The sequence below is a fragment of the Lacrimispora sp. 38-1 genome (assembly GCF_049890855.1).
Lineage (GTDB): Bacteria > Bacillota > Clostridia > Lachnospirales > Lachnospiraceae > Lacrimispora.
The window spans coordinates 187,157-210,301 of sequence record NZ_JBANEW010000063.1 but is presented as its reverse complement, the minus strand read 5'-3'; the positions used below and the strand labels follow the sequence as shown (position 1 = coordinate 210,301).

The window sequence follows — 23,145 nt, the reverse complement described above, 5'->3', positions numbered from 1 at the left end:
CCTTATGCACCTTATAATCTAGATCTCGTTTGTAGTTTTTCTGATATTTGTATCCATCAGTCTGTTAAATCCAAGCCAGCCGTTATTATCCCCTGCAGCTTTCAGCACTTCAATCATCGTTTCCATCTTTGCATCTGTGTTATCCGCAAAGTTAAGAGCCAGAGCCTCTAAAAGAGCCGGTTTCTTCGGGGAACCGTATTCCAGTTCTCCATGATGGGCTAAGATGCAATGCTTTAATTCAGTAGCAGACTTCTCCGGGAATCCGGGAATAGTACGGATTCTCTCTCCCACCATCTCTGTTCCGATGATGATATGGCCAAGAAGCTGTCCGTCATCGGTGTAATCATTCTCAGGAAATGTGGAAAGTTCTTTTGTCTTTCCAATGTCATGAAACATGGCAGCCGTCAGCAAAAGATCCCGGTTAATCAAAGGATAGAATCCAGCATAATAATCGCAAAGCTTCACTACACCCAGTGTATGCTCCAGCAGTCCGCCTACAAATCCATGATGTACGCTTTTGGCTGCAGAGTGGAACTGGAACGCCTTGGCAAATGCTGCATCCTCTATAAAAAAGCTTTCTAGAAGTGCTCTGTAATGAGGGCTTTTTACAGAACGGATAAAGCCTGTCAGTTCTTCAAACATCACTTTTATATCTTTGGCAGAAACAGGAAGATAATCTCCCGGGATATATTCTCCTTCTTCCGCTTTCCTGATTCTCTTAATATTCAGCTGATTGGAATTCTGGAATACCGTTACATCTGCATCTATGTATACATAATCCAGAGTCTCAAAGTTTCCGATACCAGGGGATCCCAGATCCCAGATTTTAGCATCTACAGTCCCGGTTTTATCCTGAAGTATCAGGTTGCCGTACTCCTTTCCTGACTTTGTCAGGGAAATTTGCCTGTTTTTGCATAAAAACACGTCAGAAACATGCATTCCTTCCCGGAATGATTCAATATACTTCATTTTTTTCCTCCATATCTCACTGACAGCAACAAGGAAGCCAGGATATTTACCTGGCTCCGATGGTTACCTGATATTGTATCTTTTTATATTCTTCCCGTCCATTACGGGATACAGTCACGGGAATGATTTGCCCCGGACTGGATTTTTCCAGAACCACCTGAAAATCCTTCATGGTAACAATGGCTGCTCCGCCCATCTCGGTGATAATATCACCGCTCTGTATTCCTGTATTATAAGCAGGGCTGTCTGTATTCACTTCCACCACATAGACTCCCAGAGGCATACCGCTGCTGTTCATGACCGAAGTTACTTCCTGACCTTTGATTCCAAAGTACGGGAATGGCGCACCATTGCTCATCTTTTCCAAAATACTCTTATAATCGGATATGGCCATGGCTGCCGTCATATCTTTACTGCTGTCGTTCTTATATTGGTCCGTCACCCATCCGATAATCTGACCGGAAGTGTTCATGAGAAATGTACCGGTTCCGGCATTCCCCCTGACATCCGTATACAGGATTCTGGTCATACCATCTATCGTCTGTACATTCTTTGTTATAAAAGAAATAAAACCATATCCGGTGGAATGAACCATTCCTGCGGGAGCTCCGATTGCAACTACAATATCTCCCTGCTTAACCGAATAGGAATTGCCAAGTTCAATCGCCTTAATCTCTTCCAGCAGGGACCTGTTTAGTTCAGCTGTAGAAACGCTGACGATCGCCATACCTGACAGCTTATCTGTCTGCTTAATCTTTCCCTGAACTTCTGTTCCGTCGGAAAAAGCAACACGAATCGCTTCCGCATCTTCTACCGCACCTTCCGGCGTCAATATCAGAAGCTCCTGGTTAGCAGATGCAGTAATCACTCCGGAAAACAGACCTGAGTTTTCTACCGGATTATTAAACCAGTCCGTCTGAGTCTTTACGGAATGAACCGTAACGATTCCCTTGTCCGCCTTTTGTACCACAGATTTTAAGCTTCCGTATAGAGTACTCAGATCATCCACGGAAAATGGATATTTTTCCATGGCAGACTTCAGAATATCCTCTATCGGTTCCGTCTCAGCCACAGTTGAAGCGGTTTCAGCCGCAGAAGTAACGGTCTCAGGCTCATCCTTTGGTATGGTCACCGGAGTCGTCTCACCGGTGGATTCTCCCACAAGTAATCTCTCAGCTACAGGTCTGGATATGACAAATGTAACCGCCGCAACCATTCCGAAAATAACTGCAGTCACTAAAAGACCCAGAAATCTCTTAAGCATATCCCTTTTTGACATGGGCTGTTTTACAATCTTTTCATTGATAAAACGGCGAGGCTCCGCCTTTCTATCATCTGGCCCGTTATTTTCCGGCATACTTACCCTCCTTCTCAGAAGACCTAAGTACTATTATAAGGTTCTTCCCGGTTTTATGCAAGAAAAACATATGAAACAACCATAATAACCAGGAAAACAAAAACCAGAGGATTGCAGTTTTTATCTCTCCTATGCTATACTGTAACCGATCCCATTATTCAGGAACCGGTTATGATACCGGTCAATTATCCATAAAGAAAGCAGAATAATAAGGTATAATTTATGAACCAGAAAGCACTGAAAACATTAGAATACCACAAAATAATCGAGCAGCTCACTGAATATGCCTCCTGTGAATCCGGAAAAGAACTTTGCCGTAAACTGGTTCCATCCACGGATTATGAGGAAATAACCACCTCCTTACGTGAAACCACCGATGCAGTCACCAGAGTCCGTCAGAAGGGCGGAATTTCTTTCGGAGGTGTTAAGGATATCCGGGCCTCCTTAAAACGGCTGGAGGTAGGGAGTTCTCTCGGAATCATAGAGATTTTATCCATCAGCTCTATCCTCACTGCCTCGGCAAAAGCAAAGGCTTATGGCCGCCATGAGGATCAGGAGATTTCCGAAGATTCTCTGGAAGAATTTTTCCGTATACTGGAACCACTGACTCCTGTTAACAACGAGATCAAGCGCTGTATCATTTCTGAGGAAGAAGTCAGCGATGATGCCAGTCCCGGACTCCACCATGTCAGACGTTCCATGCGCTCGATCAATGATAAGATCCACACACAGATGAATTCAATTTTAAATTCCAGCCGTTCTTACTTACAGGATGCGGTTATTACCATGAGAGACGGAAGATACTGCCTCCCGGTAAAGGCCGAACACAAATCCCAGGTTTCCGGAATGGTACATGACCAGTCTTCTACCGGCTCCACACTCTTTATCGAGCCTATGGCAATTGTGAAGCTGAATAACGATTTAAGGGCTCTGGAAATCCAGGAACAGAAAGAAATTGAGATGATCCTGGCAGATTTAAGCAATCAGCTGGCACCATATTTAGAAGAGCTGGAGACAAACTTCCATACTCTTACCAGACTGGATTTCATCTTTGCAAAGGCGGCGCTGGCCAAACATTATAACGCCAGTGAACCTGTTTTTAACACAAAACATGAAATTCACATCAAAGACGGACGTCATCCTCTGCTGGATCCGAAAAAGGTTGTTCCCATTAACATTCACTTAGGAAAGACCTTCGACCTTTTAATTGTTACAGGTCCCAATACCGGCGGTAAGACAGTATCATTAAAAACGGTTGGTCTGTTTACCCTGATGGGACAGTCCGGTCTTCATATACCGGCATTTGACGGTTCGGAACTGGCAGTTTTTGATGAAGTGTTTGCGGATATCGGTGATGAACAGAGCATTGAACAGAGTCTCAGTACCTTTTCCGCTCACATGACGAATATCGTACAGATCTTAAGCAAGGCAGACAGCAATTCTCTCTGTCTGTTTGATGAGCTTGGAGCCGGTACGGATCCTACGGAAGGAGCCGCCCTGGCAATCTCCATCCTCTCTTTCCTTCACAATATGAAGTGCCGTACCATGGCAACCACTCATTACAGTGAATTAAAGGTCTTTGCCCTTACCACTCCCGGCGTGGAAAATGCCTGCTGTGAATTCAATGTAGAAACGCTGCAGCCTACCTACCGGATTCTGATCGGCGTACCAGGAAAAAGTAATGCCTTTGCCATCTCAAAGAAGCTTGGACTCCCGGAATATATCATCGATGAGGCAAAAAATCATCTGGAAGCAAAGGATGAGACATTTGAAGATCTGCTGACACATCTGGAAGAGAACAGGGTTACGATTGAAAAAGAACGGATTCAGATCGCCTCCTATAAGCTTGAAGTGGAGCAGTTAAAAGCACGCTTAACCCAGAAAGAGGAGCGGCTTGACGAACGCCGGGATAAGATGATTAAAGATGCCAGGGAAGAGGCCCAGAGAATCTTGCGGGATGCCAAGGACACGGCGGATCAGACCATACGCCAGATCAACAAGCTGGCTTCCGATTCCGGAGTCAGCAAGGAACTGGAGGCAGAACGAAGCCGGTTAAGAAATAAACTTCAGGATGTGGATTCTTCTCTGTCTTTAAAGAAAGAAAAGAAAAGTTCCGGAAAGGGTATTGATCCGAAAAAACTGAAGCTGGGAGACGGAGTCAGGGTTTTAAGCATGAACTTAAACGGAACCGTAAACTCCCTTCCTAATGCCAAGGGTGATTTATACGTTCAGATGGGCATTCTCCGGTCACTGGTTAACATATCGGATTTGGAACTGCTCTATGATGATTCTGTTTCGGCTCCTTCAAACAACGGAGCTAAGAAGTCAGGAAGCGGAAGCAGTACTACCCGTATGTCCAAATCCTTCTCCATTTCACCTGAAATCAATTTAATCGGCATGACCACAGATGAAGCGATTCCTCAGCTGGATAAATATCTGGACGATGCTTATCTTGCCCATCTTCCCCAGGTACGGGTGGTTCATGGTCGCGGTACCGGTGCCTTAAAAAATGCGGTCCATAAGCACTTAAAGAGATTAAAATACGTAAAAGAATTCCGGTTAGGTGTCTTCGGTGAAGGAGATTCCGGAGTAACCATTGTTATATTTAAATAAATTTAGAACGGGGGATCCATTATGGCAGAGAAACAGCGGATATTAATTGTGGACGACGACAGCAATATTGCAGAACTCATTTCCCTATATCTTTTAAAGGAATGCTACGAAACAGAAATCGTTGGGGACGGAGAGGAAGCGCTTCGGGTCTTTCCTGAGTTCAAGCCCAACCTGGTTCTGCTTGATTTAATGCTTCCAGGTATGGATGGCTATCAGGTCTGCAGAGAACTTCGGACCGGATCCCAGGTACCCATTATCATGCTTTCAGCAAAGGGCGAGGTATTTGATAAAGTACTGGGTCTGGAACTGGGCGCTGATGACTATATGATTAAACCCTTTGATTCCAAAGAGCTTGTGGCGCGGGTGAAGGCAGTGTTAAGGCGGTATCAGACATCTCCTGCTGCTGCCGCTTCTCACACAGACCAACAGGGTGACTATGTGGAATATCCGGATCTGATTGTAAACTTAACCAACTACTCCGTTATTTATATGGGGCATTCTATCGAAATGCCTCCAAAGGAGCTGGAACTTCTTTATTTCCTTGCTTCCTCTCCCAACCAGGTATTTACCAGAGAACAGCTTCTGGACCATATCTGGGGTTATGAGTATATCGGCGATACCAGGACCGTGGACGTTCACATCAAGCGTCTGAGAGAAAAAATCAAGGACCATTCTGGCTGGGCACTTTCCACCGTATGGGGGATTGGCTATAAATTTGAGGTCAAGAGGTAATTTCAGGTGATTAATAAGAGGCTGTCGCAAAATGAATTTTCCTTGCATTTTGCGGCAGCCCCTCTTTCAGTTTCACTTAACTGTCATTTTTACCTGGGTGATTGTTATAATTTCTAACTATATCATATAATAAGCGAAACACTATTGGAACAATGATAACGAACCACAATAGCTCATGCCTGAAAATGGTTCTTAGTCTGCCATACCCCTCTGTTAAACCATAAACATTAAATAACTGTATAAAAAGCCCGATCCCTAAAACCTGAATGATACAAAATATTATGTCACCAATCAAAAGGTCTTTTAATTTAATCTTTCTTAACAGCAGGACAACTCCGGTAAAAATAAAGAATAAGTAACAGGATATGAAAAAACCATTTGTAAAATAGCCTGAATATCTTTTCAGATTATCAGCCTGCAGGAGCATTAATTTCTTTACTTCCTTAGACGTTATGTCATTAGACTTTAACAGGATATTGAGAGAACGATAAACAAACCCTAATGCAGCCATATGCAGCATTAAAATTATTAATGAAAATGCAATTGTACAGAACTGATAAACCCGGTTATATTTATATTTTGTCACACAATCAATCTCCCCTCCTTTATTTTCCATGCTTTCATATTATATCATCTCCAGGCTCACTTCAATGCTAATATAAAATTTATCCACTCCAGACAAATGAAAATAAGGAATGACATGAATACTAAAAAGATGTATACTTGTTGCATCAGATACTCGAAAATATACAACTAAACATTTATATAAAACGCTATTGTTTGAGGTGAACATAAAATGACACACTCTTTATATTACAAATTTATCATGGGTTACTTACTCTTTGGTCTTTTAGGTTTTGTAACCATCGCATCCTTCTCTTCAAGGATCACGGACCAGTACCTCCTTCGCCAGCAGTCGGAATGTCTGTATGACGAAGCCAATCAGATTGCCACATCCTTCAGCAGCATGTATCACGGAAAGGATATGAAGCTTTCCTCATCCTATCCGGGACTTGTGAATGAAGCCGATTATCTCCATGGACGCATATGGATTGTGGACCGCCAGGGTAAGATCGTATCCGACAGCCTGCAGCCAGGTAAGGAAGGGGATATGATAGCGAATTTTGATCCTACCATTATGGGGAATAAATCCTACACAATCGGTAATTACTACAATGAATTTCCTTATGATGTGTTAAGTGTTCATGCCCCCATAACAGGAAACTATACCACTCACGGATATGTGGTTATTCATCTTCCCCTGTCCGATTTACAGTCCCAGAGAAATGGGATTTTAAATATTGTATACATTACCTCAGCGGTAGTATTCGGCTTTTCTCTGATTATCCTGCTGGTCTTTACAAAAAATGTTTACATCCCTCTGAAAAAGATCACAGCCGGAGCCAATGAATATGCACAGGGCAATTTAACTCATCATATTGATGTAAATACAAGGGACGAGATGGGATACCTGGCCGCCACTCTCAATTACATGTCCGATGAGATCAATAAGATGGAGGAATACCAGAGGACCTTTATCGCCAACGTTTCTCACGACTTCAGGTCCCCTCTTACTTCAATCAAGGGATACTTAGAAGCGATACTGGACGGCACAATTCCAACTCAGATGCATGAAAAGTATTTAAACCGGGTTATTTCTGAGACGGAACGGCTGAATAAACTGACGCAGAGCATGCTGACCCTTAATTCCCTTGACTGCAAAGGATATTTAAACCGGACCAATTTTGATATTAACCGGGTTATTAAAGATACGGCCGCTTCTTTAGAAGGTACCTGTAATTCAAAGAACATTACCTTTGATCTCACCTTCTCTGACAGCATTCAGATGGTCCATGCAGACCTTGGAAAAATCCAGCAGGTCCTTTATAACCTCATTGACAATGCCATCAAATTCAGCCATAACGATTCCACCATTTACATACAGGCTTCCGGCAAGTATGAAAAAATCTTTGTCTCCGTCAAAGATACGGGAATCGGTATTCCAAAGGACAGTATTAAAAAGATATGGGAACGATTCTATAAAACGGATCTTTCCAGAGGAAAGGACAAAAAAGGAACCGGACTGGGCCTTGCAATCGTCCGGGAGATTATCCAGTCTCACGGAGAAAATATCGATGTGGTCAGTACCGAAGGGGTAGGGTCTGAATTTATTTTCAGTCTTCCGAAATCAACTAATTTATAGGAAGTTCCTCATAATATAAAATAAGGCAGATAAAATCAGACTCTTCATTTGTCTGATTTTATCTGCCTGTTTTCTACCGGCTCAGCCACTCGCCGTTACTTGAAAACTCATATTGTTTTCCGTCAATTTCCAGGGTTGTATTGGTAACCATGGCTCCCTGCTTATCTAAATAAAACCATGTTCCATTATAATTCAACCAACCCGTGACATAGGAATGATTCTTTACATAATACCAGCGCTGATTATTTATGTACCAACCATCCGGGCGGTTTATTTGATTGCTGACCTGCGTTGTGTTCTTTGCAGGTACAGCATTCGGTTGCAATTCTGCCATTGCACCGTCAGCACCTAATTCATGTCCCTCTACAACAGTATTTTTTAATTTTACTCCATGGTTATCATAGTAATACCAGTTTCCATCTGATATAACCCAACCGACTGTAACATCATCCATAAATATATTTTCGGCATTTAAGGCATAAACAGGTATGTTATTAGTAAGTATTACAAATGCAGCCACTGTACATCCCAATACAGCGCTTGCCTTTATCTTATAGGATCCCTTTTTAAACCCTTTTATTAACCAGATTCTGTCACGTATCTGGGTTTTTGTTTCAAAAAATACTGGTAATTGTGAACCGTGACGTGTAACTCTATATAACTTCGAAAGATTTAAAAGAGTCATTCCGTATTCCACATTCTCTTCTTCATTCAGAAGTTCAAGAACGCATGCATCACAGGCACATTCTCTGCACAGATTCATCTTCTTAACTGCAATCCACACAAATGGATTAAACCAATGCAGAAAAAGTGCAAGGATTCCAAAAAAATTATAGATCAGATCTTTCCTTTTATAATGTATTAATTCATGCAGTAAAATGTAGGAGAGCTGATTTTTATCGTTCATATGCAACACATAGGTTGGAATATAAATTCTGGGTCTTAACACTCCTGATATACAGGGACTTTTTATGTCATCACACAAGTATACCGGAATCCTGGTTTTTATATTACACTTTCTAATCAGATTATCGATCTCAATATCACATGCGGCGTCTTTCGTCTTTTTGGCGAATTTAAGCTGAGATACAATTAGAGATAAGGTTAAAAAGCTAAAACCGGCAATCCAGATAACGGTCATTGACTTAAATAAAATCAAACGAAAATCCTTATTTTCATCTATTGACGCTGAAACCTGGCCGTAATTTACACCGGCATTTTGCTGATTGTAATCTGGAATCAAATCAGACTGATTGGTCCTTCCATAGTTTTCCTGTAATATACTAAAAATATTTGTATCCGCGTTGCCGTAAACAGGTATGAGTATTTTTATAAGCACCAGAATCCATATCCAGTTTTTCACTCTTGTACTGATTTTCTTATTGAATATTTTTAAAACTCCAATAACCACTAAAATAAGAATGCTTCCTGTGAATGAAGATTTTAAAATACACAAAAAAACACGAACTAACCAATCCATGAGCAGATCACCTTCATCGTATCAATTTTCACTTTAACGGCTCCTTGCTATCAGATGAATTTTTTACCTTTTTGTCCTTAAGAATACTTTCCAGTTCCTCAATCTGCTCCAGTGACAATTCTTCATCCAAAAACTTTGTAAAAAGCATATTCAGGGCACCGTCATAAACCTTTTTCAGGAAAAATTCATTCTCTGATCTGATACATTCCTCTTCAGAAAGCAAAGGATAATAGTAATAAATTCTTCCCTTTTTTTCAAATCCTATGGCTCCTTTTTTAATAAGCCTTGTTATAAATGTTTTAATTGTCTGTGCTGACCACATCATTTTAGTGGATAACTGATTAATGATCTCTTCTGAAGTTAATGGATTTGACTTCCATATTAATTTCATAATTTCCCATTCTGCCTCAGATATTTTAGGAAGTGTGCTCATTTATATGACTCCTTTTATGGTCTACATTTGTAAATTTCTTTTTAAGTTTATACCTGTAAGATATTTTTGTCAATTCAGAATTATCATTCTTTATTGGTACATATCCCCGCTTCTGAAAATATATAATCTTTGCCTTCAATTTCTATCGTTGTATTATGAATCATTGCACCCTGATCGTCCAGATAAAACCAGCTGCCTTCCAGGTTCAGCCAGCCTGTTACGTATGCATGATCCTTAATGTAGTGCCACTTTGGTTCCTTCTCCCCTTTATTTATATACCAGCCATCAGGCTGATTTAACTGCTCCTCCATAGATACCGTTTCCATATTTAATGCTTCATCTACTTGTGACTCAACCATTGCACCATCAGTGCCTAACTTATGTCCCTCTACAACCGTGTTCTTTGCCATGTCTCCCTTCTCATCATAATAATACCACTTTCCATTTGATTGTACCCAGCCTGTTGTTTTAGTGTTACAGGCTGATATTAACAAAATCGCCGTTAATACAATACCTGCCAATGCTGTAATCATTATTTTTTTTAATACGGACTTCATGCTGATTCTCCTTCTTATTCAATCTACAAATGTAAACTACTAATTTAGTTTACATTTGTAGATTGAAATTGTCAATACCATTTTCCACTTTTAACATAATAAAATAGGCATTCCATATGCTTAAGTCATCAGTTTGGGCTTGTGTCAAAAAAATTTATCAGGAATATTATAATATTGTAAACAAGTCTTGAGGGGCGCGATGTCGTTATGAAAATACAGGAAAATGCATTAGAAGAGTTGAAATCAGACGTATTAAAATCAATAGAAGGAAAATCAGATGTTGAAAAAATGGAATTCTTAAGAAAAAAATTTAACATTGACTGGGACATCCCCAGATGTTGTGAACGCAGACCATGTAAAACATGGTATGCACAAGTTTTTTCTTATTGTAGCGCAAGTGAGTTAGAGAGAGAATTAAATTTCTTCTTGTTCTTAATCAACCTTTTTGGCCACATTTTTGGTTTTTGCTTCAACGAGGAGAGTACAGTCTTTTTAGGCTGTACCTGCCATTGCGGTAATAAACAAGTGATTCTTTATTATACAATTACCTTTAGAGATTAGTAATCTTGCCGTCTGTTTATGTATATAAGGTTTCCCTGGTTCATTTACCGGGGAAACCTTATGGAAATTAAGAACTCTACATTCGCTTTACCGCATCCATTGCCAGCACAGACCGTTCGCATTCCTCTGCCTGCAGAGTGATCTGCCAGCACAAAGAACTTCCTTTCATATGTTCTGCAGCATAGCTGAGTCCGTTGGTCCGCTCATCAAGAAACGGGCGGTCAATCTGATTTGGATCCCCCAGAAGTACTATTTTAGTGCCTTTTCCAGCCCGGGTTATGATTCCCTTTACCTGATTAGGTGTCATATTCTGGGCCTCATCGATAATCAGGTAGGTCTGCACTATGGAACGCCCGCGGATAAAGGTCAGGGCTTCTGTCTTAATCATACCTCTGGCAAAAATCTCTTCTATTTTTCCAGCCAGTTCATCCTCATTCTCATATCGTTTTTCCTCATTGGAATCAATGAGCTGTTCCAGATTGTCAATCACAGGTCTCATCAGAGGGGAGATCTTCTCCTGCTCATCTCCCGGAAGAAATCCGATGTCTGAATCGAACTGGGCATTGGGCCGGCTGACGATGATCCGCCTGTATTCCCCTGTTGGATTATTTAGAACCTTTTCAAGTCCGACAGCAAGAGAATAAAAGGTTTTTGCGGTCCCTGCCATGCCCTTAATAATAACTAACGGTGCTGTTTCTGCCGGCTGCATCAGGGCTTCCTGGGCGAAATACTGTCCTGCATTTCTGGGGGCCACCCCGTAAGGCCTGCTTTTCAGGTAATCAAGCGGTACTATTTTATCTCCATTTACTCGTCCCAGCACCGTTTTTCTCGTTGACTGGTCCGCTTTTAAAATCACAAACTGATTCTCCCACAGCTTAGGGCTGTTTTTTGCCCCCGACCCATCGGTTACATAAACCCGGTCTGTAGAAATTCCTTTTTTCTTGAAATCCTTAAAATTTTCCTCCGGAGCAAAAACCTCGATTCTTCCTGTGTATTGCTCCTCACGTCCGGATACCTGCTCGGTTGTAAAATCCTCCGCCCGAATCCCGATGATCTGCGCTTTAATACGCAGCAATATGTCCTTTGTTACCAGTACAACCTCTCCCTCAAGCCCCTTGCACACCTTGAGAATGCGGTTATCCATTTTGTCATCGGGAAGGTCTGCAGGCAGTACAACATCTACAAAGTTTTTTTCAATTCTTATTGTTCCTCCATGCTCCAGTTGTACTCCTGTCAGTAAATCTCCCTGATGACGCAGCTGTTCCAAAAGTCTTATGGCTTTTCTTGCATTGGCACCTGTTTCGCCCTCAGCTTTTTTTAAGTGGTCCAGTTCTTCCAGTACTGCTACCGGAAGAACCACCCGGTTATCCTCAAAGCAATTGATGGCGTAAGGGGCCTGAATCAGAACATTGGTATCTACCACATAGGTTTTTATCATTTACCGGACTCCTTTGCAATTTCAGAAACTCTGGTTTCTGTAAATCCGATTATACCCTTTTCCAATTACTGCTGTAACCACAGTTTCGTAAAAGAAATGTAAAAACAGATTCATTTTTCTGGAATCCGGTTCCAGATATCCTAAATTTTATTATATGTGCTCCTGTTCTTCTTCCTCCAATGGCTCCGTCCGGGCTGGTCCTTTCAGCAGTATTTTCTTTAATGACCAGATAATCAGAATTGAACCCGTAATAAAAAACAATATCATAAAGACCAGCTGAATTATGTTTCTAAACCCGGAAGAGATAAGAAGATCCGGCACCAGCTGAAATGCCAGCCATACTAAATATCCGCCTCCCACCAGTCTTAAAAACAGGGTAATTGGTGCAGGCGACTCCCCCTGCTTCTTCTTATCTTCACTCATGTTCCCCCTCCTATACTCTGACGCGAACGGAATCCCGTTCCACTGCCTCGGAATCAAAAAGATAATTCCCATCGAAATAGGGATTCTCAATCATACGAATCATATTTTCTGCCGCTTTTTTACCCAGGGCCTCCATTGGGTGGGGATATGAAGTAATGGGAACCTCACCCAGAGAAGCAAGCTCTGAATTATCTATACTGACCAGGGACAGATCTTCAGGAATCAGAATTCCTCTTTTCATACAGATTCCTGACAGCATATAGGCCACCTCATCATTATAGCAGACCAATGCCGTACAGTCCTTTAGCCGGTCAAAAAGATAGTCGGACCAGGATTCCAGATCATTCTGGCTCTCCGAATCAATCCAGACGATCCCCCTTCTGTCAATGCCGAAACCAGCCTGCTTCATTGCCTTTACAAATCCCAGATAACGAAGATGCCCCTGCCCGTCATCACATTTAAAGATGCCGCCGATTCTCCTGTGCCCTGCACGGATCAGATACTCAACAGCCTTCCTGGCCACCAGTTCATCATGCAGTGCCACACAGGGAAATGGCAGCTGGGGATAGCTGCTGTTAAAGAACAGAACGGGAAGCTGCCGTTTCGCCAGCCTGCGGTAGGAATCCAGATTTGGATTTGGGAGCGCACTTTTCGCCGGTTCCACGATCAGCCCGTCAATGAACCCTTTTTTCAGCAGCTTATCAAGGATTTCTCCTTCTTTTTCAATCCTGTTTCCTGTAAATGCTACCTGCATGGTATAGCCGGCTTTTGATAATGTCTTTTCAATTCCTTTTAAGACAGGCGGAAAAATATAGCTGTCCACATAGGTACTGATCACCGCAATATTCTGATACCGATCCTTTCTCACTTCCCGGTTTCCCACGCCTAAATACGTTCCGCTTCCCCGGATTCTGGTGAGCATATTTTTCTGCTCCAGCACATCAATGGCATGACGGACGGTCTGCCTGCTCAGTTCAAACTCACGGCTCAGTTCGTTTTCAGACGGCAGCTTATCCCCTGTCTTAAACACTCCGCTTTGAATCTGCTCCATAACCCAGTTTACAACAGCCATATATTTTGCTTCCTGAGACTGCATCTTTTCTCCCACTGTCATTTATTATTTTTTCCTTTTGGATAATAAGTCAACCGTAACTGCACCTAATAACACAGCGCCTTTTACGATCTTCTGAATATCCGTAGACCAGCCGTAAAGAGACATGCCGTTGTTTAAGATTCCCATGATAAATGCACCTACAACCGCTCCTATGATGGTTCCGATTCCTCCTGAAGTTGCAGCACCGCCGATATAGCAGGAAGCAATGGCATCCATCTCAAACTGGTCTCCTGCCTTAGGCGTTGCCGATGCATTTCTTGCGGAAAGAACGATTCCTGCAATTGCGCACATGATTCCCATATTGGTATAAACCCAGAAAAATACTTTTTCCGTATTAATACCGGACAGGCGGGCTGCTTTTGCATTTCCACCCAATGCATAGATCTGCCTTCCTGCCACAGTCTTGCTGGTAATAAAGTGGTACAGGGCAACCAGAAGTCCCATAATAACGAGGACAAAGGGAATTCCGTTGTAACGTGCCAGTTTATAGAAGAAAAACCACACAATAACCATGACTACGCCCACCTTGACAGCCGTCTGCCACAGCGGATTAACAGGAAAATCGTATTTCTTTTTTGTTTTTATACTTCTGATTTCCGACAGGATAATGAAGGCAAATGCGATGAGTGCCGCACCGATGGATACCAGATCCAGTGTTCCCCCTCCAAAGGGGATTTTTACAGTTGGAAGAAATCCTGCGCCTATGTAGGTATAATTTGCCGGAAGCGGACCTTTGGTCTGTGCCTTTAACAGAGTATAGGTAAGCCCACGCCCCATAAGCATGGTTGCCAGTGTTACGATAAAGGGAGGTATGGAAAGCTTAGACACAAAAAATCCAACGAACATACCGGAGAGTGTACCTATAGCCAATGCTGCCAGTATTGCCACCCACATGCTGGTTTTATAATCTACGATCATAATTCCCACAACCGCTCCGCACACGGCGACAATGGAACCAACCCCCAGATCAATGTTACCGGTCAGAACACAAAGAAGCATGCCTACCGCAAGAATTACAATATAGCTGTTCTGCATGATTAAATTGTTAATGTTTGCCGGAGACATGTTTTTTCCGCCGGTCATTGCCGCAAAGATTAAGAAAACTACTATAAGAGCCAGAATCATACCATACTGCTTCATGTTAATATTAACTGTTTTCTTCTTATCCATCTTTATTCTTCCTTTCCGTTGTCTTCCATGATACACTTCATAATCTTTTCCTGTGAAACCTCTTCCCTGGTAAGTTCTCCGCAGATATGCCCTCCGTTGATGACATAGATGCGGTCACAGGTTCCGATTAACTCCTGAAGCTCTGACGATATGACAAGAATGGCCTTTCCGGCCTTTGCCAGATCATTGATGACACAGTATATTTCATACTTGGCGCCAATATCAATGCCCCGGGTGGGTTCATCAAGTATCAGGATATCAGGCTGGGTCAGCATCCATTTGGCGAGGACGACCTTCTGCTGATTTCCTCCAGACAGAGAGCTGACTGACTGGTTGATGGAATTAGACTTAACATTAATTTTTTTCCGGTAGTTTTCTGCGGAAATGATTTCATCATTCTTGTTAACAATACCTCTTTTGGAAAAGAAGTTTCTAAGAGCTGCCAGCGTCATATTCCCTTTCACAGTGTCTATGAGAATCAGTCCGTAGTTCTTACGGTCTTCCGATACATATGCCAGCTTGTTATTAATGGCATCTCTCACATTCTTTATAATAACCTGCTTCCCGTTAATTTTTATGGTTCCCCTGATTTTCTGCCCATAGGATCTCCCGAAAAGGCTCATCGCAAGTTCCGTTCTTCCTGCACCCATCAGTCCGGCAAATCCCACTACCTCACCGCCCCGTACATGAAAGGATACATCCTGAATCACATGGCGCTCAGGATCATCCGGATGATAAGCATTCCAGTTCTCCACCTCAAATATCTTATCTTTAATTTCGCTGGTCCTCTCCGGATAACGGTTCGTCAGTTCCCGTCCTACCATTCCCTTTATGATCCGGTCCTCACTGATCTCATCTTTCCCTTTATCCAGAGTCTCAATGGTCTTTCCATCCCGGATAACGGTAATGGAATCCGCAACATAACTGATTTCATTCAGCTTATGGGAAATCATAATGCAGGTTATTCCATGCTTTTTCAGTTCCAGCATAATGTTTAAAAGACGCTTGCTCTCTTCATCATTAAGCGCTGCCGTAGGTTCATCTAAAATCAGAAGTTCCACCTGCTTTGCCATTGCTCTTGCAATCTCAATTAGCTGCTGCTTGCCAACTCCAAGACTGTTTACCGGTACATTTAAATTTTCATTGGCAAGTCCGACTTTCGCCAGCATTTCCTGTGCCCGTTTATGGGTTTTGGTCCAGTCAATCACACCTTTTTTCCCTGTCTGCTCATTTCCCAGGAAAACATTTTCTGCTACAGACAGATATGGGCTTAATGCCAGCTCCTGATGAATGATTACAATGCCCTTTGCCTCACTTTGTTTAATGTTATGGAACTGGCACACCCCTCCGTGATAGACAATATCACCGCTATAGGTTCCATAAGGATAAACGCCGGAGAGTACGTTCATAAGCGTAGACTTTCCGGCCCCGTTTTCTCCGCAGAGAGCATGGATTTCCCCGCGTTTCACCTTGATATTCACATCATCAAGCGCCTTTACACCATAAAATTCTTTGGTGATGTGATTCATCTCCAGGATATAATCGGCCATCTTTCCAACTCCTTTTCTTTTTATCCTTCACGAAAACAGGCGGCAGTCTTTTCCACCGCCGCCTGTATGTACGTCTCTGCTACTGTGCCAGCTGTTGTTCTGTATAATAACCGCCATCAATAATAATCTTTTTGTAATTGTCCTTGTCAACTGCAACCGGTGTACACAGATAGGAAGGAACTACCACCTTACCGTTGTTATACTGGGTTGTATCGTTAATCTCAGGTTTTCCGCCTTCTAACACTGCCTGAACCATCGTTACACATTTTTCAGCCAGGAGTCTTGTGTCTTTATAAATGGACATGGTCTGATAACCGGAGATAACATTTTTTACTGCCATTAATTCTGCATCCTGACCAGTTACTAACGGCCAGTCAACACCTACTTTATAGCCTGCTCCCTCTAATGCAGCCTTGCATCCATAAGCAAAACCGTCAAATGCGGATGCACAGATATCAAGCTTTTTGTCTGCATAGAAACCGGTTAAGTAGTTCTCACAGTTCTGCTGAGCCGTTTCCTGAGACCATCTTAAGATACAGGTATCTTCAAATGAAGTACGTCCGGATTCGCATTTTAAGGTTCCGTCATCCAGATATGGCTTTAATACTTCCATTAATCCGTTATAGAGGAACAGTGCGTTGTTATCATCAGGAGAACCCATAAAGAATTCAATGGTATAGGATTTTCCTTCTGCTTTTGCCTTATCTAACTGCTTTGCTTCTTTGATGTACTCACCAATGGCTGTACCTACGCCCTTATTATCAAACGTTGCATAATAGGAAACAGCATCTGTATCCATCAGCAGGCGGTCATAGGCAATGATTGGGATTCCGGCGCTCTTGGCCTGAGCTTCCACGTTGACCAGAGCTGAGGAGTCGATGGAAGCAATGACCAGACACTTAACTCCGGAAGCAATCATGTTCTCAATCTGGGATACCTGCATCTGTACATCATCCTCGGCATACTGTAGATCTACCTCATATCCCAGAGCCTCCAGCTGTTTCTTCATGTTGGCACCATCATTAATCCAGCGTTCAGAAGACTGGGTTGGCATCGCCACACCTACTTTTCCGCCCTTTCCGGCTGCTTTAGCCGCTTCTGTGGCTGCGGTAGTTGTACCGGCTGTTGTCTCTGCCGCTGTTGTCTCTGCCGCTTTGGTTCCCGCCTCTGTGGTTGCAGCTGTCTGGGAAGTGCTGCATCCAAATAATGCAGATGCCGCCAACACTGCACTAAGCATGACTCCAAGTACTCTTCGTTTCATCATTTCATACCCTCCTAATAATAACTTTTTTAGTATATACAATTTGCACACAATGCAAATATGTATTTTGTTTGATTCGACATGTTTTGTCGAATTGTGACAGACGATGTATGTAATAATTGTTATATTATTTTTTTACATCCATTTTTTTCTAGTTATTTTTACTAAATTTAGTTATAAAACAAATATATAATTTCATCATTGTTTTGTCAATACATTTTTTAACATTTTAAGTAAATTTATTAAGTTGTATGTACAACTTTATGAAATTACCAAATTATGGTCGACAGTTTCGGACATGAAATCACAAAAAAACGGCTTGTTCTTAAAAACAGGAACAAGCCGCAGAAATCATTAATCATCATAGATATTCTTTTTAATAAATAACATGAAGCTTTTTATCATAAGCATTACCCAAAAGGGTCTCGACGTAAGCAGAGGGTGTAAATCCCGACATTTTCACAAACTCTTTTATAAAATGGGACTGATCATAATATCCTGATATCAGCGCCGTATCCGCGCCATTTGCACAGTGAATGGTTTCTACCAGCCTGCTGACTGATTTCTGAAATCGGATAAACCGGATCAGGTTTTTGGGGTTCATGCCAAAATCCTCATGAATTTTCTGATTTAAGTATCGCTCCGAATAGCCTGTATAGCTGCTTAATTCCGAGAGTTTCAGATTTCCGTCTGAATTCAGGATCCTCTGGTGAATTACGTACTTTAAACTATGTTTATCTTCCGGATGGTTAAAAAAATACTTCAAATAAAAGTCAAGAAATACTTCAGTTTTTTTATGAAAGGACCCGGCCTCGTACATACGCTCCAGTAAAGCCTCTCTCTCTCCTGCACTGGTTATAATATCCCCCAGGCTGATCTCGTTATTTACCAGCTCACTAAGCTTCACATTACCGGTAACAGGGCTGACTCCCGGCAGAAATCGAACTCCAAAATACTGACAGTTTAATTCCGTTTTCGTTATACCCTTTTCTAAGAAGGTACCAGCTGCCTTGGCTTTCATTACCCCATTTTTTTCCCAGAACAGCATATCAATACAGGCATCTGGAATCACTCCCATATGGTCTGATTCAGCGGTAAACTGATAGAAATGGGAAAGGTTATATTTCATAATACATTTCTTCGAATAGTCAGTCGTTGCCAGCACAAACTCGGGCTGTCTGGGACTAAGTGTTACAGCCTCTTCTTTTCTCCAGTCATTAATCATTTTGCCTGCTCCTTTCTGTTTTATCCTGATTTATAGGGGAAAAGACACAAAGGGTTCAGAACGCCTTTGTGTCTTTTGAAGCATTTTATCATCTTCTCTTTTCAAGGTCAAGAAATATTCTCATTTACAACCTGTCAGTTCTTTCCTTTCGACTTCCGATTTTTACAATACCCATATACCGAAAACAGTTAGAATGACAAAAAAAGACAGCGAGGTCTTATGATTCCATATCATAAGGCCTTTTTTAATGAAAGGAGGTACATGAGTGAAACGTATGAACTTTTCCTCCGGTGCTCCATTAGAGGAGCTGGTGGGTTACTCCAGGATGGTAAAAATCGGAGAACATATTTATATCGGCGGCACTACCGCCATCCTGCCCGACGGAACCGTAAACGGAGAAACAGCACTGGAGCAGGCAGATTATATCTTCAGAAAATTTATCAACTTATTAAAAGAAGCAGAAGCAAACGCCGGTGATGTTATAAAAATTAAGGCTTATGTAACTGATATGGGTTACGCAAAGGAAGTGGGAGAAGCTTACTCCCGTTATTTCAAACAAGTCCGTCCTTTATTTACCATAATCCAAACACCCAAACTCAACCGCCCGGCTCAAATGGTTGAGATTGAGCTGGAAGCGTTTATAACTGATAAAGCTTAAGAAAGAAGAGGAAAAACATATGGCATATCCTGAGGTTGATTTTATTTATCTAAATGAAGAAGACATGGTGAAAGCTGGGGTTACCGATATGAAAGGCTGTGTAGAGGCCATGGAAGAAATGTTCCGGCTGCTGAAAGCAGGCGATTTTAGAATGGGCGGTTCCAATGCCAATTCACATGGCATTATGATGACATTTCCGGAGGCATCCCCTTTTCCAAATATGCCGACAGACGGACCCGACAGACGGTTTATGGCGATGCCTGCCTACCTTGGCGGCAAGTTTGATATGGCAGGTATGAAATGGTACGGCTCCAATACGGAGAACCGAAAAAAGGGACTTCCCAGATCCATACTCATGCTGACGCTTAATGATAAAGATACGGGAGCACCGCTCGCCTATATGTCTGCCAATATTTTAAGTGCTTTCCGGACAGGAGCAGTACCTGGGGTTGGAATCAAATATTTTTCAAGAGAAGATTCCAAAGTTGTAGGCATCATCGGGCCAGGCGTCATGAGCAAAACTGCTTTTGATGCCGCAATGGCTGTCAGAGATCAGATTGAAACGGTGAAAATCAAGGGAAGAAGCCAGAAATCAGTGGATGGCTTCATCCAGTATGTCCGGGAAAAATATCCCCAGATCAAAGAGGTGATTGTAGTGGATACGGATGAAGAAGCAGTCCGGGATGCAGATATTGTAAGTATTGCCACTTCAAGTCCAACCGGAGATCCTTCCCTGTATCCTTACATCAAAGAAGAATGGATCAAACCAGGTGCCATCCTCTGCTGTCCTGCAGCTGCCAGATTTGACGATGACTTTATCTTAAACCGGGCAAGAAATGTGGCGGACAACATTCAGCTATATGAAGCCTGGGCGGAAGAACTGCCCTATCCTTCCTACAATTCTGTTCCCATACCTGCAGTACACTGCATGGATTTAATAAAGGACGGAGTCATGAAAGCAGACCAGGTGGATGATCTTGGGGATATGCTCACCGGAAAGGTTCCTGTTCATAGAAAGAAAAATGAAATCGTGATTTATTCCGTTGGCGGAATGCCTATTGAGGATGTGGCCTGGGGAACCATTGTTTACAGAAATGCCCTTAAAAACGGGATCGGGACCAGGCTGAACCTATGGAAAGAACCCTACCTCGCTTAAAAATTAAGGAAAAGGAGCTGACGAAATGAGAATAGAAGAACACCCTATACTGGGAAAACCGGAAGAACGAAAAGTCATTTTATTTACATACGACGGTACGCCGCTTACTGGTTATGAAGGGGAACCGGTCGCAATGGCTCTGGAAGCTGCAGGCATAATGATTCACCGGTATACAAAAAAATACCACAGGCCAAGAGGGGTTTTCTGCGCAATCGGCCGCTGTACGGACTGCGTTATGGTTGTGGACGGAATTCCCAATGTCAGAACCTGCATCACTCCTTTAAAAGAAGGTATGGTTATACAAACCCAGTACGGGGTATCGGCACAGGAGGAATAAATATGAATCGATATGACTTGATTATTATAGGAGCCGGACCTGCGGGATTATCTGCCGCCATCAGCGCCGCTAAAAACGGGCTCTCCGTGATTGTTTTCGATGAAAATTCCAAACCTGGCGGACAGCTCTTTAAACAGATTCATAAATTCTTCGGTTCAAAAGAACATAAGGCAAAGATCCGGGGCTTTCGTATCGGAGAAGAATTATTAAAAGAAGCAGAAGAATTGAACGTAACGGTTGTATTAGACGCAATTGTAACCGGGCTTTATCAGGATAAGGAAATAACCGTTAAAATCGGAGAAGAGATCTGCCACTATAAAGGGGATGCCGTGATTGCCGCTACAGGAGCCACAGAAAATATGGTTCCATTTGAAGGCTGGACGCTTCCGGGTGTCATCGGAGCCGGTGCTTCCCAGACCATGATGAATTTACATCACATAAAGCCGGGGAACCGGGTTTTGATGCTTGGAACCGGAAATGTAGGGCTGGTGGTCAGCTTCCAGCTGCTTCAGGCTGGCTGTCAGGTTGCCGCGCTTGTGGATGCCGCTCCGAAAATAGGAGGATATGGTGTGCATGCAGCCAAAGTCGCCAGATGCGGTGTTCCTTTTTTCCTCTCCCATACCATAATTAAGGCGGAGGGCGGGGATCGAGTCAGGGGAGTTGTAATCGGAGAGGTGGATTCTTCCTTTCAGCTGATCCCAGGCACAGAAAAGCATTTTGATGTTGACACCATCTGTCTCGCAGTGGGTTTATCTCCCATGTCACAGCTTCTTCATATGGCGGGCTGCAAGATGCAGGACACTTCTCTGGGATATGTCCCTGTCATTGATAAAAACGGTGCCACCAGCATACCCGGAATTTATGCGGCAGGCGACGTCTCAGGTATTGAAGAGGCCAGTTCAGCCATGATAGAGGGGCGAATTGCAGGAGCTAAAGCAGCGGAGTATCTGGGTTTTCTTTCAGAAGATGCCGCAGAAGAAACAACGGCTGAATTAGAACTGGCATTGGACCGTTTAAGAAAAGGCATGTTCGCACCGGAGAACCGGGGAAAGAAAATCACCCTGACAGACGAAGGGATCCCGGTTTCAGAAAGCCTTTTAACAAAAGGATATTTAGATGAGGATGAATTGGACCGTTTTCCTGGAATTGCAAAAGGAAAAGGTATACACCCAGTGATGGAATGTACCCAGAACATTCCCTGCAATCCCTGTCAGGACGCATGTCCCAGAAAATGCATTAAAATCGGGGAAACCATAACATCTCTCCCGGTCATTGATGAAGAAAATACATGCAGCGGCTGCGGAATGTGCGTTGCTTCCTGCTCCGGGCAGGCAATCTTTCTCCTAAACGAGGAATACGAACCCGGGTACGCTTCCATTACTCTTCCCTACGAATTCCTTCCGCTTCCGGTGAAAGGAGATACAGGAACCGCTCTTGACCGAAGCGGAAAAGAGGTATGTCAGGCGGAGATTATAGAAGTGAAAACTTTAAAGGCCTTTGATCATACCAGTTTACTGACTATGAAGGTTCCTGTTGATATGGCAATAAAAGCAAGATTTTATAAAAGCGGGGGGTGTTCCCGTGAATAAGCGAAACGACCGTTTTACGGAGACCGGACCATTCATTCCCCAGCCGGATGATGATATGATTATTTGCCGCTGTGAGGAAGTGACAAAGGGAGAAATCAGAAAAGCTGTACACGAAGGAATGTTTACTCTGACAGAAATACGGAGGTACTTGAGGGCTGGAATGGGACTTTGCCAGGGGCAGACCTGCTCCAGACTGGTAAAATCCATTGTGGCAAAGGAACTGGGGCTTACTCCGGGTGACATAGAACCAGCCGTAGCCCGTGCTCCCATGCGCCCCATAGAAATGAAGATTTTAGGCAATGACAGAAAGGAGGTATGA

General features: G+C 42.8%; 22 protein-coding genes. 9 read left to right on the top strand and 13 right to left on the bottom strand.

Annotated features, from left to right (window positions below; all coding sequences use genetic code 11):
- Positions 1-18: 18 nt before the first annotated feature.
- Together V7D18_RS18930 and V7D18_RS18925 are read right to left on the bottom strand one after the other, a co-directional pair.
- Positions 19-969: a 3'-5' exoribonuclease YhaM family protein gene (locus tag V7D18_RS18930; protein ID WP_426156461.1), complete on the bottom strand. Its 951-nt coding sequence runs from the start codon at positions 967-969 to the stop codon at positions 19-21.
- A gap of 46 nt (positions 970-1,015) precedes the next feature.
- Positions 1,016-2,326: a S1C family serine protease gene (locus tag V7D18_RS18925; RefSeq protein WP_426156459.1), complete on the bottom strand. Its 1,311-nt coding sequence runs from the start codon at positions 2,324-2,326 to the stop codon at positions 1,016-1,018.
- A 222-nt stretch (positions 2,327-2,548) separates the two neighbouring features.
- On the opposite strand from V7D18_RS18925, the gene V7D18_RS18920 reads away from it, so the two are divergent.
- Both V7D18_RS18920 and V7D18_RS18915 read left to right on the top strand, forming a co-directional pair.
- Entirely contained in the window at positions 2,549-4,939 is a 2,391-nt protein-coding gene (locus V7D18_RS18920; protein ID WP_426156458.1) for an endonuclease MutS2, read from the top strand.
- 21 nt (positions 4,940-4,960) lie between these two features.
- Entirely contained in the window at positions 4,961-5,671 is a 711-nt protein-coding gene (locus tag V7D18_RS18915) for a response regulator transcription factor (protein ID WP_117419640.1), read from the top strand.
- 76 nt (positions 5,672-5,747) lie between these two features.
- On the opposite strand, the gene V7D18_RS18910 is transcribed toward V7D18_RS18915, so the two are convergent.
- Entirely contained in the window at positions 5,748-6,257 is a 510-nt protein-coding gene (locus tag V7D18_RS18910) for a hypothetical protein (protein WP_426156456.1), read from the bottom strand.
- Between the two features lie 210 nt (positions 6,258-6,467).
- Between V7D18_RS18910 and V7D18_RS18905 the strand changes: the two genes are divergently transcribed.
- Positions 6,468-7,874, top strand: a complete 1,407-nt coding sequence (locus V7D18_RS18905) for a sensor histidine kinase (RefSeq protein ID WP_426156454.1) — start codon at positions 6,468-6,470, stop codon at positions 7,872-7,874.
- A 73-nt stretch (positions 7,875-7,947) separates the two neighbouring features.
- Here V7D18_RS18905 and V7D18_RS18900 read toward each other — a convergent pair whose 3' ends face one another.
- The 3 genes from V7D18_RS18900 to V7D18_RS18890 form a co-directional block, all read right to left on the bottom strand.
- A complete protein-coding gene (locus tag V7D18_RS18900) occupies positions 7,948-9,354 on the bottom strand; it encodes a M56 family metallopeptidase (RefSeq protein WP_426156452.1) in 1,407 nt (468 codons plus the stop codon).
- A gap of 28 nt (positions 9,355-9,382) precedes the next feature.
- Positions 9,383-9,787 (bottom strand): BlaI/MecI/CopY family transcriptional regulator, encoded by a 405-nt coding sequence (locus V7D18_RS18895; protein WP_426156450.1) that lies wholly within the window; start codon positions 9,785-9,787, stop codon positions 9,383-9,385.
- 83 nt (positions 9,788-9,870) lie between these two features.
- Positions 9,871-10,344, bottom strand: coding sequence for a hypothetical protein (locus V7D18_RS18890; RefSeq protein WP_426156448.1), 474 nt, complete (start codon positions 10,342-10,344; stop codon positions 9,871-9,873).
- 207 nt (positions 10,345-10,551) lie between these two features.
- Here V7D18_RS18890 and V7D18_RS18885 point away from each other — a divergent pair, with 207 nt between their 5' ends.
- Entirely contained in the window at positions 10,552-10,905 is a 354-nt protein-coding gene (locus V7D18_RS18885) for a hypothetical protein (RefSeq protein ID WP_426156447.1), read from the top strand.
- 76 nt (positions 10,906-10,981) lie between these two features.
- Here the strand turns inward: V7D18_RS18885 and V7D18_RS18880 are convergent, their stop codons facing one another.
- The 7 genes from V7D18_RS18880 to V7D18_RS18850 form a co-directional block, all read right to left on the bottom strand.
- Positions 10,982-12,343 carry a PhoH family protein gene (locus V7D18_RS18880; RefSeq protein ID WP_426156445.1) on the bottom strand — a complete coding sequence of 454 codons (1,362 nt, stop codon included), beginning with the start codon at positions 12,341-12,343 and terminating at the stop codon, positions 10,982-10,984.
- A gap of 150 nt (positions 12,344-12,493) precedes the next feature.
- Positions 12,494-12,766, bottom strand: a complete 273-nt coding sequence (locus V7D18_RS18875; protein WP_426156444.1) for a hypothetical protein — start codon at positions 12,764-12,766, stop codon at positions 12,494-12,496.
- A 10-nt stretch (positions 12,767-12,776) separates the two neighbouring features.
- Positions 12,777-13,862 (bottom strand): GntR family transcriptional regulator, encoded by a 1,086-nt coding sequence (locus V7D18_RS18870; protein WP_426156496.1) that lies wholly within the window; start codon positions 13,860-13,862, stop codon positions 12,777-12,779.
- A 21-nt stretch (positions 13,863-13,883) separates the two neighbouring features.
- Positions 13,884-15,050 (bottom strand): multiple monosaccharide ABC transporter permease, encoded by a 1,167-nt coding sequence (mmsB, locus tag V7D18_RS18865; RefSeq protein WP_426156443.1) that lies wholly within the window; start codon positions 15,048-15,050, stop codon positions 13,884-13,886.
- Between the two features lie 2 nt (positions 15,051-15,052).
- The gene (gene mmsA, locus V7D18_RS18860; RefSeq protein ID WP_426156442.1) at positions 15,053-16,600 is read right to left on the bottom strand and encodes a multiple monosaccharide ABC transporter ATP-binding protein; all 1,548 of its coding nucleotides are present in this window, start codon (positions 16,598-16,600) and stop codon (positions 15,053-15,055) included.
- 79 nt (positions 16,601-16,679) lie between these two features.
- Positions 16,680-17,861, bottom strand: a complete 1,182-nt coding sequence (gene chvE, locus V7D18_RS18855) for a multiple monosaccharide ABC transporter substrate-binding protein (protein ID WP_426156495.1) — start codon at positions 17,859-17,861, stop codon at positions 16,680-16,682.
- A 376-nt stretch (positions 17,862-18,237) separates the two neighbouring features.
- The gene (locus V7D18_RS18850) at positions 18,238-19,086 is read right to left on the bottom strand and encodes a helix-turn-helix domain-containing protein (RefSeq protein WP_426156440.1); all 849 of its coding nucleotides are present in this window, start codon (positions 19,084-19,086) and stop codon (positions 18,238-18,240) included.
- Between the two features lie 274 nt (positions 19,087-19,360).
- Between V7D18_RS18850 and V7D18_RS18845 the strand changes: the two genes are divergently transcribed.
- From V7D18_RS18845 to V7D18_RS18825, 5 genes are read left to right on the top strand one after another with little or no spacing between them, the layout of a single operon-like run.
- A complete protein-coding gene (locus V7D18_RS18845; RefSeq protein WP_426156493.1) occupies positions 19,361-19,744 on the top strand; it encodes a Rid family hydrolase in 384 nt (127 codons plus the stop codon).
- A gap of 19 nt (positions 19,745-19,763) precedes the next feature.
- Positions 19,764-20,900 carry a tyramine oxidase subunit B gene (locus V7D18_RS18840; RefSeq protein ID WP_426156439.1) on the top strand — a complete coding sequence of 379 codons (1,137 nt, stop codon included), beginning with the start codon at positions 19,764-19,766 and terminating at the stop codon, positions 20,898-20,900.
- A 25-nt stretch (positions 20,901-20,925) separates the two neighbouring features.
- Complete coding sequence (locus tag V7D18_RS18835) at positions 20,926-21,237, top strand: (2Fe-2S)-binding protein (RefSeq protein ID WP_426156437.1); 312 nt, start codon at positions 20,926-20,928, stop codon at positions 21,235-21,237.
- Positions 21,238-21,239: 2 nt separating this feature from the next.
- Positions 21,240-22,826: an FAD-dependent oxidoreductase gene (locus tag V7D18_RS18830; protein ID WP_426156435.1), complete on the top strand. Its 1,587-nt coding sequence runs from the start codon at positions 21,240-21,242 to the stop codon at positions 22,824-22,826.
- Positions 22,819-23,145, top strand: coding sequence for a (2Fe-2S)-binding protein (locus V7D18_RS18825; protein WP_426156433.1), 327 nt, complete (start codon positions 22,819-22,821; stop codon positions 23,143-23,145). The genes V7D18_RS18830 and V7D18_RS18825 overlap by 8 nt, the downstream gene beginning before the upstream one ends.